This is a genomic window from Leucothrix pacifica (assembly GCF_003172875.1).
GTDB classification, from domain to species: Bacteria; Pseudomonadota; Gammaproteobacteria; order Thiotrichales; family Thiotrichaceae; genus Leucothrix; species Leucothrix pacifica.
Genome location: NZ_QGKM01000056.1, coordinates 20815 through 33427, shown reverse-complemented (window position 1 = coordinate 33427; position 12613 = coordinate 20815). Strand labels below are relative to the sequence as shown.

At 47.2% G+C, this 12613-nt stretch carries 12 protein-coding genes; 6 read left to right on the top strand and 6 right to left on the bottom strand.

The window, feature by feature from the left end; genetic code table 11:
* Positions 1-35 precede the first annotated feature (35 nt).
* The 3 genes from DKW60_RS16985 to DKW60_RS16975 form a co-directional block, all read right to left on the bottom strand.
* Positions 36-1253 (bottom strand): malic enzyme-like NAD(P)-binding protein, encoded by a 1218-nt coding sequence (locus DKW60_RS16985; protein ID WP_109838861.1) that lies wholly within the window; start codon positions 1251-1253, stop codon positions 36-38.
* A 139-nt stretch (positions 1254-1392) separates the two neighbouring features.
* Positions 1393-2139: an RNA methyltransferase gene (locus DKW60_RS16980; protein WP_109838860.1), complete on the bottom strand. Its 747-nt coding sequence runs from the start codon at positions 2137-2139 to the stop codon at positions 1393-1395.
* 286 nt (positions 2140-2425) lie between these two features.
* Entirely contained in the window at positions 2426-3856 is a 1431-nt protein-coding gene (locus DKW60_RS16975) for an OmpP1/FadL family transporter (RefSeq protein ID WP_109838859.1), read from the bottom strand.
* Between the two features lie 253 nt (positions 3857-4109).
* Here DKW60_RS16975 and DKW60_RS16970 point away from each other — a divergent pair, with 253 nt between their 5' ends.
* Complete coding sequence (locus DKW60_RS16970; RefSeq protein ID WP_109838858.1) at positions 4110-5081, top strand: ankyrin repeat domain-containing protein; 972 nt, start codon at positions 4110-4112, stop codon at positions 5079-5081.
* A 115-nt stretch (positions 5082-5196) separates the two neighbouring features.
* Positions 5197-5844, top strand: a complete 648-nt coding sequence (yczE, locus tag DKW60_RS16965) for a membrane protein YczE (protein WP_109838857.1) — start codon at positions 5197-5199, stop codon at positions 5842-5844.
* 41 nt (positions 5845-5885) lie between these two features.
* On the opposite strand, the gene DKW60_RS16960 is transcribed toward yczE, so the two are convergent.
* From DKW60_RS16960 to DKW60_RS16950, 3 genes are all read right to left on the bottom strand, one after another.
* Positions 5886-7124 (bottom strand): multidrug effflux MFS transporter, encoded by a 1239-nt coding sequence (locus DKW60_RS16960; protein WP_109838856.1) that lies wholly within the window; start codon positions 7122-7124, stop codon positions 5886-5888.
* Between the two features lie 97 nt (positions 7125-7221).
* Complete coding sequence (locus DKW60_RS16955; protein ID WP_109838855.1) at positions 7222-8349, bottom strand: Gfo/Idh/MocA family protein; 1128 nt, start codon at positions 8347-8349, stop codon at positions 7222-7224.
* 159 nt (positions 8350-8508) lie between these two features.
* The gene (locus DKW60_RS16950) at positions 8509-9228 is read right to left on the bottom strand and encodes a GntR family transcriptional regulator (protein WP_109838854.1); all 720 of its coding nucleotides are present in this window, start codon (positions 9226-9228) and stop codon (positions 8509-8511) included.
* A gap of 149 nt (positions 9229-9377) precedes the next feature.
* Between DKW60_RS16950 and DKW60_RS16945 the strand changes: the two genes are divergently transcribed.
* The 4 genes from DKW60_RS16945 to DKW60_RS16930 all read left to right on the top strand — a co-directional run bounded on the left by DKW60_RS16945 (position 9378) and on the right by DKW60_RS16930 (position 12612).
* Entirely contained in the window at positions 9378-10535 is a 1158-nt protein-coding gene (locus DKW60_RS16945; RefSeq protein WP_109838853.1) for an LLM class flavin-dependent oxidoreductase, read from the top strand.
* Positions 10535-11437, top strand: a complete 903-nt coding sequence (locus DKW60_RS16940; RefSeq protein WP_109838852.1) for an aldo/keto reductase — start codon at positions 10535-10537, stop codon at positions 11435-11437. The genes DKW60_RS16945 and DKW60_RS16940 overlap by 1 nt, the downstream gene beginning before the upstream one ends.
* The gene (locus DKW60_RS16935) at positions 11434-11913 is read left to right on the top strand and encodes a flavin reductase family protein (protein ID WP_109838851.1); all 480 of its coding nucleotides are present in this window, start codon (positions 11434-11436) and stop codon (positions 11911-11913) included. The genes DKW60_RS16940 and DKW60_RS16935 overlap by 4 nt, the downstream gene beginning before the upstream one ends.
* A gap of 147 nt (positions 11914-12060) precedes the next feature.
* The gene (locus DKW60_RS16930) at positions 12061-12612 is read left to right on the top strand and encodes a TRAP transporter small permease (protein ID WP_109838850.1); all 552 of its coding nucleotides are present in this window, start codon (positions 12061-12063) and stop codon (positions 12610-12612) included.
* Position 12613 lies beyond the last annotated feature (1 nt).

The window sequence follows — 12613 nt, the reverse complement described above, 5'->3', positions numbered from 1 at the left end:
ATAATCGGGCTTTTATTCAATCTATGTTACTCAACCTAGATTCTGGCGACTCCAGTCACACGAGCAGCCTCAGCAACTGCCTGAGGGATACGCTCACCCAGACGTGGGTCTAGTGGTGTTGGGATGATATAGTCCGGACCGAATTCCATATCCTCTTTTCCGTATGCATCTTTCACAGATTGCGGGACGGGTTCCTTGGACAAATCAGCCAGTGCCTTAACCACGGCAATTTGCATTTCCATATTGATATCGCTGGCACGAACATCTAACGCACCACGGAAGATAAATGGGAAACACAGAACATTGTTAACCTGATTCGGGTAGTCACTGCGGCCGGTTGCCATAATCACATCATCGCGAGTCTCTTTAGCCAGCTCTGGTTTGATTTCCGGATTTGGGTTAGATAATGCAAAAACGACCGGCTTAGGTGCCATTGACTTTAGCATCTCTGGCGTCATCAGATCAGGGCCAGACAAACCAATAAACACATCTGCATCTTCACACGCATCTGCAAGACTGCGCTTATCAGTATCGACTGCTGCGGCTTGCTTTTCTTTAGTCAAGCCTTCTCGGCCACTATGAATCACACCTTGGCGGTCGATCATAAAGATGTTTTGACGGTTAGCACCCATACCAACTAATAAATTTGCCGAGGCAATACCAGCCGCACCAGCACCTAAGCAAACAATCTTCGCCTCTTCCAGTGTCTTACCCTGAAGTTTTAGCGCATTCATCATGCCTGCAGCGATGATAATCGCAGTACCGTGTTGGTCATCATGGAATACAGGGATATTTAACATCTTCTTTAAACGTTGTTCGATTTCAAAACAACGTGGCGCACCAATATCTTCAAGATTGATGCCACCGAAGGTATCAGCAATATTAGCAACGGTTTGGATAAATTCTTCTGTATCGGTAGTGCTGACTTCAATGTCAAATACATCAATACCTGCAAAGCGCTTGAATAACACGCCCTTACCTTCCATAACCGGCTTACCTGCAAGCGCTCCGATATTCCCCAGACCTAACACAGCCGTACCATCGGTGATCACCGCAACTAAGTTGCCCTTGCCTGTATACTTGTAAGCATCATCAGGGTTTTGCTCGATCTCTTTGCAAGGCTCTGCGACACCCGGAGAATACGCCAACGACAAATCATACTGAGTTGCTGTTGGTTTTGTTATGTTAACTTCCAGCTTGCCGGGCTTTGGCTCGGCGTGATATTGCAATGCGGCGTCTCTCAACTCTGACATAATGAGTTTCTCTCCTTATTGGGTAAGCCTAGTGATTAAGATAGGTCAATCCTTGGAATCTAACATGCCTCAACCGCACATGACTAGCCGCTTGATCCTATTATGACAATAAATAATAAAATACTTACATCCGGCCCAATTATTTTTCCATTTTACGCTGAATAGCTGCCAAGGCGCCCCGGAGTATATTGAGCTCCGACTCATCCATTTCAGCTCTGGAAAAGAAACGTCTCAACTTCTGCATCAACTGCCCGGGATGTTGCTGATTCACAAATCCACTGTCGTTAAGCACTTGCTCTAAGGTTTCGTAGAAGTTTTCGCGTTGGGAAATGTTTGGTAACACCCGTGTTTGCTTATCAGCCTCATGATTGCCTTCGCTATCATTAGCATTCAATTCAGCGGCAACCCGCTGCTTTCTGAGTTCATAGCATAGGATCTGTACTGCAGAGGCCAGATTTAATGAGCTATATTCAGGATTAGCCGGAATGGTGACGCGATAGTGTGCCAATTGAATATCATCATTGTGTAGCCCCATACGTTCCGGACCAAAGACCAACGCCACAGGAGCTGATTCTGAGGTTTGATAAAGCTGCGAAGCCGCTTGCTCTGGCTCAAGCATCGGCAAATCAAACGTTCTGGGACGAGCAGTACACGCAATCACCAGCTCACAGTCCCGGACTGCTTCATACAGGGAATCAACAACCTGAGCATGCTCCAGTAAATCCTCTGCACTACTGGCCATTTTATTCGCTTCTTCAGAAGGATAATCTCTTGGCTCAACCAATACCAACTGACTCAGCCCCATGGTTTTCATGGCACGAATCGACGAACCGATATTGCCGGGATGGTAGGTACGCACCAGTACAATGCGGATATTTTCAAGCATGGAGATCACCCAATGTTATTCTGATTTCAGCGCGATAATGCGCCGGTGCGATTGTAAAAGCTATAACAGGATGATGCCAATGCTCAGGGGTACTATATTATGGGTACGAGCTATATTCTGGAAGGTGCTGAGCACATAAATGAATGCTTCATGATATCTGTAAAAGCTCAACGTAATTTGCTTAGGGCAATGAAACAGTACATAGAGCTCAATAACCTGAGCGGCGGTTTAATAAAAATGGCACTGGAAAACCAACCCCAGCACCATAGTTCATCTAATAATAATCTTACCAAGTACGTGAATACATCAACTGCAAATTGGTTTGCGAGTGAGATGATTCACCCATTGTATTGCTATTAGTTTGTTCAACCTCTGGCGCATGAACAATTGAACCAGATATCTCACTGTTGCGATTTAACTTATGAGAGAAACCTGCAGTGATATGATTTTCGATAATTGCCGGGAATAATGGATTCAGGTACTCATCCGGTACAGGATTGCTGGCAATATTCAAACCGCCCCGTATTTTAGTCCGTGCATTTAGCGCATGCTCAACACCCAACTTAACCACAGTTTGGTCATCCCAGTGCTGATTCATACTGACATTGGCCACAGCTCCGGCAAACGGGCCACTGTCCGCTTTAAATACAATATCCACCGTATCCATCACACTCGACCAATCTATATGACTGACGTCCATGGCCAACAAGGTTGATGGTGTAACCTGATACGCCATACCAACCGAAGCTACTGCCGGGAATTGGAAGTCTTTGATGGAATAATCACCTGTGATCTCCAGTTCATCCCCTGAGCCTGCTCCACCAGCACCATCACCTAAGTCAATGATTTTCATCGAACCACTGCCTTTGAAATTACTCATGGCTGTCTTAGTGCGATATGAGCCACCCACTCTAAAGCGAGGTGAAGCCTGATACATAATGCCCGCTGAGGCACCTGCACCTTGTCCTTTAACCTGACCGGAGAAATCGTTGTCATTTGAAAAGTGGAATACTGCCGCATCATCTGGCGATAAAAATGCCGGTGCTGCTGCTGAACCAAGCCCCTGAACCAAGGTACCGGTAGCCGAACCTAATATATTCGATGAAGGATTCGCGAAATCCGCAAAAGTACCAGGCTGAGGTGCAGCAGTATTCCCCATCGGCATACCAAAAATCATATCCATACCACCCCAGACATACTGAAGCGTTCCACCGACCGTGACCTTGCTACTCAAGTCATAAGAGACTGGAAAAAGTACGGCGCCAACACCTACTTCTGAACGCGCTTCACCACCGGCAAACATACCAAGCATGGTATCCGACCCGTATTCCGTGCCCATTCCACCTTGAGAGAACACACCCACACCATAGCCCACGCGACCCGTTTTACTGGTATAACCAATCGCAGGCATCAGGTAAGAATCGCCATCAGAGCTGCCCATCTGCCCTGCTTCGACATCAGGCCGAAGATTACCCACAGCAAAATCAAAACGAGACTCGCCAGACCTCATCAGGCCCAATGTCGCAGGGTTATTCACCATGGCAGCAGTGCCGTTATCAACCGCCTGCGCCGCGCCACCCATGCCTGTTGCCTCCGGCCCCATTCCTTCCAACAACATACCGTTGGTAGCGAATGCAACTGGTGAGAACATGAAAGGCGAGAACAGCACACCTGCTTTCAGTAGCCATTGCTTGTTTTTATTAGCTAATACAGTCATAGATTTCCTCCTCAAGAAATATCAAAAACTGGCCTATAACCATGAACCCAGATTGGGAATATCGCTATTACCTATCAGGGAGATTGATTTTTTTATTATTCTATTAATAAGCAATGACTAATAAGCCTGTGACTTTATGTTTTGATACGCTGAATTAGCCTGAAATGCTTTGGTGTATATCACGAGAAACGCAATATCTTTGACTATACTTTACAGACAAGACCCTAAAAAACTCACCTTGAAAGGATTCAAAATGAAAATTACAACACTAAATATAGCTGCGGGCTGCCTTATGTTTATGAGCTCTGTGAGTCACGCGGTTAACGAGGCTTTTTGTGATCAATACGCACAGACAGGCGTCGCACAACATATCAGTAATATCGCGCACAAATGTAACTTACAAGGCCTGCGCTGGAGTGCTGACTTTATCAGTCAAAAAAACTGGTGTAAGTCTGTGCGAAGACCCATTGCCGAGAATGAAACAGCGGAACGTCGTAAATCATTAACTCAATGTGGTGTACCTGAAAATAACATTCGCAAACCATTCAATAGTCTTGAATATGGTCTTGCAGACTTTCTGATTACAACCGCAATAGAGCGTGCCAAGGTTGATGATGTCAGAAGCATTCAGGTGTTCGGGCGCGAAGGTGTTGATTTCAACTGGGAATGGGGAGGTAATGACAGCACGGTTCTGTTCCACGCCATTAAGCATCAGGCATCAAAGGTGGTTCGGTACTTAATCGGGTTTGTGAACCCTAATCGCTCAACCAATGGTGGTGGAGCGCCTTTGGCCTTTATGCTGGCTAATGAAAAAGTTGATTATGACTTACTGCGCTTTTTATTAGAAAACGGCGTAGATGCTAACTACCACGGTGAATACAGAACGGAATCCTATATTCCGCTGATGGTTGCTGTGCAAAAACGTTACCTTCGGGCCGTGCGTGACTTGATCACTATCGGAAAAGCCAGCCCCAATGTCTTTGATACTGTCCCTCCTCTCACCTACGCTCTGAAGAACAAAGATACTGAGATTGCCCTTTTATTGATTAACAGCGGCGCTAATCTTAATTTTGGCATGTATGAGTGTGGCCAAATAACAGGTCCAGCCAATGATAAAATGCCACTGGATCTTGCGACTGAAATGAATAATCCGAGACTGATCAATGCCATCAAAAGTAAAGGCGGAAAAACGGCTGCAGAGTGTGTCAAGCTGGATGCCACTTAAGCGCATGCTATCAATCGGTGTCCATTATGATGGCTTGGAGGATGTGACATAAGTTGTTAAGGTGACGGGCTTTAGTGATGAAACTAAGCAATCACCCTGATGAGTCACATCTCTCTTGAAAATATTCTCCGTTAAAGAAATTCCGACACTCAGCTGGAGCTCGCCCTCACCTTATAATTTGCGACCTAAGCTATTGAGTTTCTTCTATCTCAATTTAGGTCTGGTGTTATTTGGCTTGGGTGAAGCAATCCTCATCACCAGTAACGCTGGTGTCAGTCCGTGGACTGTGTTGGCTCAGGGAATTGCGGGTAAGACAGACTGGAGCATTGGTTTTGTCACTATGCTAATCAGTTTTGCGGTACTCGCCTTATGGATTCCGTTAAAACAAAAGCCGGGAATGGGCACCATTCTTAATGCCTTGATCATTGCTTTTATGATCGATTTTTCGCTGGTGTTACTACCAAGTCCGGAGACACTTTTTTGGCAACTACTGCAAGCGGTGATTGGTGTTGGCGTTATTGGTATTGCTTCGGGAATTTATCTCACTGCCAATTTGGGAGCGGGCCCCAGAGATGGCTTGATGAAAGGCTTGCAAGCTAAAACCGGACTGCCAATTGCAAGCATTCGAATTGGTATTGAAGTGACAGTTGTTTCTATTGGCTGGTATTTAGGAGGCGTGGTTGGCATGGGCACTGTGTTATTTGCCTTTGGTGTTGGGCCGAGTGTGGCAATGGGGATATTGTTTGTGAAACGATTTCTCTAAATATTTACCAAGTCAGACAGACAGTCTCACCACAGCAACAACTACGCAGAAACCGCTAATTCCGCGTCCCGACGAACCTGCCTCTCAACCCGAATGGTAAACACCGACAACAAAAGCGCCAATGAACTCGCCACAATAATACAAAGTACCAGCGGCAAAGCACCTGAAGTCTCAGTAAGTAAAAAACCCGCAATCGCCGAAAATGCCGCACCACCTAACGTCAGCACAGCACCACCTAAACCTGATGCTGAGCCTGCCAAACTCGGATTCACATCCAATAATCCGGCAGTAGCATTTGGCAACACCATGCCATTACCCAAACCAATTGAGAAGGTAAACAGGTAAAAACCCAGTGGGTGCGTCACGCCTGACAGAATGACCACTAACGACATCAGCATGGGAATCAGCACCAGTGAGCAACCTATCAATAGCATTTTTTCGACCCCAAGCACTTTTGAAAAACGACCGCTTATAAAGTTACCCAGGATATAACCCATAGGCGTAAACATCAGGTACAGACCAATCTGCTCTGGCCCTAAACCATAAACCACCGAACCAACGTAAGGTGCACCACCAAGATAAGCAAAATAGCAGGCCGCTGAAAATGCGGTAGTTAAGGCATACCCCCAAAATCGTCTGGAAGTAATTAATGCAGGATAGGCTTTGAATTGCTCAGTAAAGCTAGCTGAGCGTTTGAGATTTGTTTCGCCGTAGTCAAAGTAGCTCAATGCAAACACACATGCACCAAGGCCGGTCAGCACATAAAAATTAGATTGCCAGCCGAAGGTCGCGCCCAGATAACCACCAAGCGGCGGGGTCAGCATGGGCGCTAAGGCCATGCCCATGGTGATATAGCCGATTAGACTTGCCGCTTTATCACGCCCCACCATATCTCTTACCGAGGCACGAGAAATTGCTGTCGCGGCGACCACCAATGACTGCAGCAACCGGTAAAACATAAACTCATTAAAACTGGTCGATCTCGCAGCACCTGCTGAAGCAACAATAAACACCACCAAACACAGCAATAACACTGGACGCCGTCCGAATCGGTCAGATAAGGGACCAATCACGATTTGCAGCAGACCGGTAAAGATCAAAAAGCCGGTCACTGCAAACTGCATCATGGAGTACGGCGTTTCAAAATATTCCGCCATTGCCGGTAACGACGGCAAAAAGATGTTGAGCGGTATCGAGGCGATGGCAACCAACGCCACCATGGTAACAATAGCAGGCGGTGTTCCTTGGTTTAAAAACCGTGGCTCAGGCAGTGTGCTCATTAACTCGATGCTCAACAGAAATGGGAAGTATGCCGATCAAGACCGACACACTTTGAAGTTAAGCAGTGTAAAGACTTTTAGGTGCTTTCGAAACAAATCAAACCGCATTAAAGCCAAAACCACCATCAACAATCTCAACCGCCCTACCCGAACGAATAGACTCCTGCGCCGCCATACCAATGACCACTGCTTTAAGCCCATCTTCAACCGTCACTTCAACCTCAGCACCTTCAGTCACTGCCTTATAAAATCCAACATGCTGATAGTAAGTCGATCCGTTATGATCCCCAGCTTCCAATATTGTGGGATCTACCGGAATCTCAGACTCAATCGGCCCTTTCGGCTCACGAGGACTAACAATCACCTGAGAGACAGGCGCTGGTCCTAAGGTTTCTTCAGGCCAAAAACGTCCTGGCCCAGGTAGCAAGCATTCCAATTTAGCTTTTGGCCCAATCGCGGTAATGCGCTCCTGGAAACGCGAACCTTCCGCAAACATATTCAGTTCCAGCATGGCACGTTTGCCAGAGGCAAAGTCTACGATGACAAAAGCGTTATCAATAATATCCGGTGTTTCACCCTCATAAGTCTCGTCCTGATGATTATGATCAGCCGCCCCCGAGGCCATCACACGCACGGCTTCGTCTTGCGTCAGCAAACGCATCAGATCAAAGAAATGGCAGCATTTTTCCACCAAGGTGCCGCCGGAGTTGCGGTTAAAGCGATTCCAGTCACCCACTTTTTCCAGAAACGGGAAGCGATGCTCACATATCGTTGCCATCTGTAATGGCCCGATATCACCATCACGCACCTGTTTCACAAACTGCGTAATCGCTGGCATATAACGGTACTCCATCGCTACCCAGATGGGGGCCGGATGCGCTGCAGCAGCTTCCCGAACACGAGCCACATCTTCAATCGTGGTGCAAATAGGTTTCTCTACCAGAATCGGTAATTGCGTTCGTTCAAAAACCGTCAACAACTGCTCTGCATGTTGATAATTGGGACTGGCAATCAACAAAGCATCAAAGTCGTCTACCGATAGTAACTCATCTAAATCATGACAAAACCGCGCCTCCGGCAGCATTGCCTGATTCTCAGTCTGCATCGCCCCATCAGGGTCTGCCACAGCGGTCACACTCGCACCGTCGATTAAAGCAATATTGCGAATGTGTTCCTTGCCCATCATGCCGCAGCCAAGAATGCCGTAACGTAATGTCTTACTCATTATGATTTCTTCCTAAGTGTGTGTTTAAAGCTATCTTCAATCGACCCAGTCACAATCCATTGTCACTTGGATAATTAGGTATTCACTCCGTACCCGCTAACACTGCGGAGAGAAAGTGAAGTGAATACCTGATCATCCATTGATCACTGAGCTTTCTACTCATGACCAGCGCGCCATATAACGGCTCACCACCGGATCAAACCAAGTCTGAGAAAACTCCTCAACCTTGCCATTATTCGCCCAAGCTTGCCTGCTGATCCAACCTAATACCGATGGTTCGGGCAAGCCTAATAATTCGCTGGCCCATGCTGGTGCTTGCTGACAACTAATTTCATCAGTCACATGAGTCACCCAAAAGTTAAACGACTCACGGTAATGCATATATAAAGACTCATGCATATCCTCCGCCGACAACGCTTCAGCATGTCGTCCGTCAAACCAGATCTCTTCGGCTGCAATCGGTTGTTGGTTTAAATTTCTCAGGCGTCTGACACGCCATAACAATCGCTCAGGATCACTCCGTCCTAATTGCTTTGCAACAAAGGGATCTGCCATACGCGTCACTGACAGCGTTTTGGCATTCGGCATTCCACCGCCATTGAGTAATTCCAAACGAAAGAACTGATAAATCGCGCCTCCTTCCGGTGGCATTTTCACATAAGTACCAGAGCCTTGTCGGCGTTCTAATAGTCCATCCTTTTCCAGCGAGTCCAACGCTTTGCGCAAAGTGCCAACCGCCACATCAAGATCTTTCGCCAGCTGTGCTTCAGTCGGCAGACGTTCTCCCGGCACCCAGTGCCCGGCACCGATTTCTCGATGCAATAACTCACTGATTTGCAGGTATAAAGGGAGTCGGTTTGATGTTTTATTCGCACTCATGTTTCGTCTTCATGGCCACTAACGAAAGCCTATGATGCCTTAGTCTCATAACAATTCCTATACTATTCATATAATTATCTTGTCAATTCATTCACAATTGATTTAATATCCAAAACATAACAAACGGTTCAACTCCGGAGGAAATGTCAATGAGTGTAGTACCTGTTTATAGTGAAGACTTAACAGCAGCCGAAGTCTCTTGGTTTGCGCCATTATGTAGTGATGACTTCCGTCTGTTAGGTGTTCCCGACGGCGATTTACGCTCCAGTTGGGAAAACACCCGTGATATCGCCCTCACCGCTGATCGTTTAGGTTTTAGAAACATGCTGTGCCCCTCCTCCTATCAGGTTGGACAAGACACCCTAACATTCGCTTCAGCGGTCGCTCCACTGACCAGCCAGATGAACTTGTTAGCCGCGATTCGTTGCGGTGAATTGCATCCGGTTATGCTGGCACGCACTGCTGCAACGCTTGATCATATTATGAAAGGTCGTTTGACACTCAATGTGATCTCCTCCAACTTCCCGGGTGAAGACTCACCAAGTCCTTACCGCTACCAACGCTCACGTGAAGTGGTTGAGATTTTGCGTCAGGCATGGACTCAGGATGAAATTAACTATGAGGGCGAGATCTATCAGCTGAAAGGGCTCAATACCGATCCGGTACGTCCCTATCAACAAAACGGTGGCCCACTGCTCTATTTTGGTGGCTACTCTCCGGATGCTTTGGAGCTTTGCGGACAATTCTGTGATGTGTATCTCATGTGGCCTGAGACCGAAGATAAGCTTGAAGAGCGCATGAAAGCCGTTGCCGAACGCGCTGCTGCACATGGTCGCACACTAGATTATGGTTTGCGCGTACACATGATAGTGCGTGACACCGAGGCTGAAGCGCGAGAATATGCAGAGCATTTAGTGTCACAACTGGATGATGATCAAGGGACTGCGATTCGTGAGCGCGCACTGGATGCCAAAAGCTTGGGTGTCGCCTTGCAGGCCGAACAGCGAAAAGCGGCGAGCGAAGAAGGCTATACCGAACCAAATTTATGGACTGGCGTCGGACGCGCCCGTTCTGGCTGCGGTGCCGCATTAGTGGGCAGCGTAGATCAAGTGTTATCAAAAATTGAACGCTACAAAAAAATGGGAATGCGAGCCTTTATTTTCTCGGGTTACCCACACAAAGACGAATGTGAAATCTTTGGCGAAAAGGTTTTACCACACTTAGAAACTTGCTCACTGCCGGAGGCCTATGGTCGTGTACCAGCATCCACACCGGCAACACCTCTGGGCATTGGAGAACGAAAATAATGGACATGATTCAACTCAGCAATTCACTTCCCGCCTTTAGCCGACTCATTTATGGCGCATGGCGACTGGCTGATGATGAAAACACCAGCCTTTCTCATGTACGTGCGAAAATTGACGCCTGTCTGGAGCAAGGGATTACCACCTTTGACCATGCCGATATCTATGGTGAATATGCCTGTGAAAAGCTATTTGGCGAAGCCTTAGCACAAGACAGTAGTCTGCGTGATCAAATGCAGCTGATCAGTAAATGTGACATTGCGATTCCTACCAGTAAATATCCGGAGCGACGTGTTAAATATTATGACACCAGCCCTGAATATATCCGCATGTCGGTGGAAAATAGCCTGCGCAATCTGAATACAGAGGTGCTCGATTTATTGTTGATTCATCGCCCTGACCCATTTATGGATGCGACAGCGACTGGTGCAACACTGGATGCCTTGATCGATGAAGGAAAAATTTTGGCTGCCGGTGTATCAAACTTCAAATCTTGGGATTGGGAGTTACTGCAAAGTCGCATGGAAAACACCTTGGTGACCAATCAAATCGAGATGAGTTTGTTAGAGCGCGATGCGTTTACTGACGGCTCACTGGCGCATTTGGAAACCTTAAACCTCAATGCAATGGCATGGTCTCCTTTGGCAGGTGGCCGTATTTTCGGTGATGACGCCGATGCTCAGCGTTTACGACCTGTGATGGAGCGAATTGCTGATCAGCAGAACTGTGGAATTGATCACGTAGCAGTGGCTTGGTTGCTGGCTCATCCTTCCAATATTTTACCGATTGTTGGTACTAATAATCTGGAGCGCATTAAAACATTGTCAAAAGCCATGGACGTCGAGATTGATCGCCAAACCTGGTTTGAGTTATTGACCGCAGCAATGGGTGAGGAGGTTGCATGAGTCGGGAGCTTCGTGATGCCTTAGGTTGCTTTGCAACCGGCGTTACCATTATCACTACACACTATAAGGGACAGGACTACGGTATGACCTGCTCCTCTTTCAATGCGGTTTCGCTTGATCCGGCGATGGCACTTTGGAATATTCAGAAAAATTCCGGTTGTATCGAAGCCTTTCATAACAGTGATGGTTATACCGTCAGCGTGTTGTCGGCTAAGCAAAGCGAATTAGCTATGCACTTTACACGTGGAGCGCAGGAAGAACGTTTCGCTGCTGTAGAAACATTGCGTGCGCCTAGCGGTCGTCTGTTGATTCCTGAGTGTGTCGCCTGGTTTGACTGTGACTTGCATCAGGTGATTGAAGCTGGTGATCACGATATTTTATTGTCGAATATTCGTGACTTCAGCAGGCATGATGGCAGTGGACTCGTCTTTGAACGCAGCCAGTTTGGTGTTGTGCAATTGCAAAACGTCGCGTAGAACATGCTTGATGCTGTGATTTGTTGGTTTACATCAACAGATCCGTTCAGGCACAAACTCTGTATGCCGCTATCGACAACTAGCTAGTCGCTAGTGGCCATGCAGTGACAATGGAGGAAGATCAATGCAAGAACAGGTTTCAATACAATGACCGCTATGCGCAAGTTTTTGCATCTACTGGAAACATTTAACACTTACATGCTGGCATTCGGCCGCTCGATTGCATGGGTACTCGTCGCATTAATGGTCGGCACTATTCTGCTGCAGGTGTTCTACCGCTATGTGTTGGATAGCGCACTACCGTGGCCTGAAGAAGTGGCCCGTGCATTAATGATCTGGATGATGGGCTTGGTGGCTGCTTCTGGCTATCGTTGGGGATCATTCGTCGCAATCGATATGGTCGGTGAAATGCTACCCGGTTTGCTACAGCGCCTGTTAAAACTCTTCTTACTGGCACTAGCTCTGGTAGTGCTGTGCCAATTATTCTATCTTGCTATCGAATTTTTCCAACGTGGCTTTAGAACACGCGCCGCTTCATTCCACTTATCACGTGCCTGGATTTATCTGGCAATGCCCGTTTGCTTTGGATCAATGCTGCTAGTCAATATAGAAATGCTACTCCGCGAGATTGGCCGCACCTTCGGCGATCCTGATGATTATCCTGAGCCTCCGCGCCCATCATTGACTGTAGCGGAGTAAT

Coding starts and splice junctions, on each gene's coding strand:
- DKW60_RS16940 (WP_109838852.1), top strand. CDS start 10,535: ATGGACATGATTCAACTCAGCAATTCACTTCCCGCCTTTAGCCGACTC.
- DKW60_RS16935 (WP_109838851.1), top strand. CDS start 11,434: ATGAGTCGGGAGCTTCGTGATGCCTTAGGTTGCTTTGCAACCGGCGTT.
- DKW60_RS16945 (WP_109838853.1), top strand. CDS start 9,378: ATGAGTGTAGTACCTGTTTATAGTGAAGACTTAACAGCAGCCGAAGTC.
- DKW60_RS16970 (WP_109838858.1), top strand. CDS start 4,110: ATGAAAATTACAACACTAAATATAGCTGCGGGCTGCCTTATGTTTATG.
- DKW60_RS16985 (WP_109838861.1), bottom strand. CDS start 1,253: ATGTCAGAGTTGAGAGACGCCGCATTGCAATATCACGCCGAGCCAAAG.
- DKW60_RS16950 (WP_109838854.1), bottom strand. CDS start 9,228: ATGAGTGCGAATAAAACATCAAACCGACTCCCTTTATACCTGCAAATC.
- DKW60_RS16955 (WP_109838855.1), bottom strand. CDS start 8,349: ATGAGTAAGACATTACGTTACGGCATTCTTGGCTGCGGCATGATGGGC.
- DKW60_RS16960 (WP_109838856.1), bottom strand. CDS start 7,124: ATGAGCACACTGCCTGAGCCACGGTTTTTAAACCAAGGAACACCGCCT.
- DKW60_RS16930 (WP_109838850.1), top strand. CDS start 12,061: ATGACCGCTATGCGCAAGTTTTTGCATCTACTGGAAACATTTAACACT.
- DKW60_RS16975 (WP_109838859.1), bottom strand. CDS start 3,856: ATGACTGTATTAGCTAATAAAAACAAGCAATGGCTACTGAAAGCAGGT.
- DKW60_RS16980 (WP_109838860.1), bottom strand. CDS start 2,139: ATGCTTGAAAATATCCGCATTGTACTGGTGCGTACCTACCATCCCGGC.